This is a genomic window from Streptomyces sp. NPDC034111 (genome assembly GCF_055575375.1).
Genome location: NZ_JBVIST010000041.1, coordinates 1,698 through 3,681, shown reverse-complemented (window position 1 = coordinate 3,681; position 1,984 = coordinate 1,698). Strand labels below are relative to the sequence as shown.

General features: G+C 56.8%; 1 rRNA gene (running past one end of the window). It reads right to left on the bottom strand.

The annotated features are described in order from the left end of the window. A 23S ribosomal RNA gene (locus ACZ55A_RS37025) occupies positions 1–1,932 on the bottom strand; it reaches 1,273 nt to the left of the window's first position. Between the last annotated feature and the right edge of the window lie 52 nt (positions 1,933–1,984).

Genomic DNA, 1,984 nt, shown 5'->3' with positions numbered 1-1,984 from the left:
AGAAATGGCCCCCCTTCTCCCGAAGTTACGGGGGCATTTTGCCGAGTTCCTTAACCATAGTTCACCCGAACGCCTCGGTATTCTCTACCTGACCACCTGAGTCGGTTTAGGGTACGGGCCGCCATGAAACTCGCTAGAGGCTTTTCTCGACAGCATAGGATCATCCACTTCACCACAATCGGCTCGGCATCAGGTCTCACCCTTATATGTCATCCGGATTTGCCTAGATGACGGGCTACACCCTTACCCCGGGACAACCACCGCCCGGGCTGGACTACCTTCCTGCGTCACCCCATCACTCACCTACTACAAGTCTGGTTCGTCGGCTCCACCACTCCCCTACGCTCCGAAGAGCTCAGGGCGGCTTCACGGACTTAGCATCGCCTGATTCAATGTTTGGCGCTTCAAAGCGGGTACCGGAATATCAACCGGTTGTCCATCGACTACGCCTGTCGGCCTCGCCTTAGGTCCCGACTTACCCTGGGCAGATCAGCTTGACCCAGGAACCCTTAGTCAATCGGCGCAAGAGTTTCCCACTCTTGTATCGCTACTCATGCCTGCATTCTCACTCGTGAACCGTCCACAACTCGTTTCCACGGCTGCTTCACCCGGCACACGACGCTCCCCTACCCATCACAACAACCGTTAGGTCTTCTGCTGCAATGACATGACTTCGGCGGTGTGCTTGAGCCCCGCTACATTGTCGGCGCGGAATCACTTGACCAGTGAGCTATTACGCACTCTTTCAAGGGTGGCTGCTTCTAAGCCAACCTCCTGGTTGTCTCTGCGACTCCACATCCTTTCCCACTTAGCACACGCTTAGGGGCCTTAGTCGATGCTCTGGGCTGTTTCCCTCTCGACCATGGAGCTTATCCCCCACAGTCTCACTGCCGCGCTCTCACTTACCGGCATTCGGAGTTTGGCTAAGGTCAGTAACCCGGTAGGGCCCATCGCCTATCCAGTGCTCTACCTCCGGCAAGAAACACACGACGCTGCACCTAAATGCATTTCGGGGAGAACCAGCTATCACGGAGTTTGATTGGCCTTTCACCCCTAACCACAGGTCATCCCCCAGGTTTTCAACCCTGGTGGGTTCGGTCCTCCACGAAGTCTTACCTCCGCTTCAACCTGCCCATGGCTAGATCACTCCGCTTCGGGTCTTGGGCACGCTACTCAACGCCCTATTCGGACTCGCTTTCGCTACGGCTTCCCCACACGGGTTAACCTCGCAACATACCGCAAACTCGCAGGCTCATTCTTCAAAAGGCACGCAGTCACGACGCACCGAGTAAACTCGATGCGCGACGCTCCCACGGCTTGTAGGCACACGGTTTCAGGTACTATTTCACTCCGCTCCCGCGGTACTTTTCACCATTCCCTCACGGTACTATCCGCTATCGGTCACCAGGGAATATTTAGGCTTAACGGGTGGTCCCGCCAGATTCACACGGGATTTCTCGGGCCCCGTGCTACTTGGGTGTCTCTTAAACGAGCCGTTAATGTTTCAGCTACGGGGGTCTTACCCTCTACGCCGGACCTTTCGCATGTCCTTCGCCTACACCAACGGTTTCTGACTCGTCTCACGGCCGGCAGACCATGAAAAAGAGATCCCACAACCCCAACCACGCAACCCCTGCCGGGTATCACACGTGACTGGTTTGGCCTCATCCAGTTTCGCTCGCCACTACTCCCGGAATCACGGTTGTTTTCTCTTCCTGCGGGTACTGAGATGTTTCACTTCCCCGCGTTCCCTCCACACTGCCTATGTGTTCAGCAGCGGGTGACAGCCCATGACGACTGCCGGGTTTCCCCATTCGGACACCCCCGGATCAAAGCTCGGTTGACAGCTCCCCGGGGCCTATCGCGGCCTCCCACGTCCTTCATCGGTTCCTGGTGCCAAGGCATCCACCGTGCGCCCTTAAAAACTTGGCCACAGATGCTCGCGTCCACTGTGCAGTTCTCAAGCAACGACCAGCCACCCACC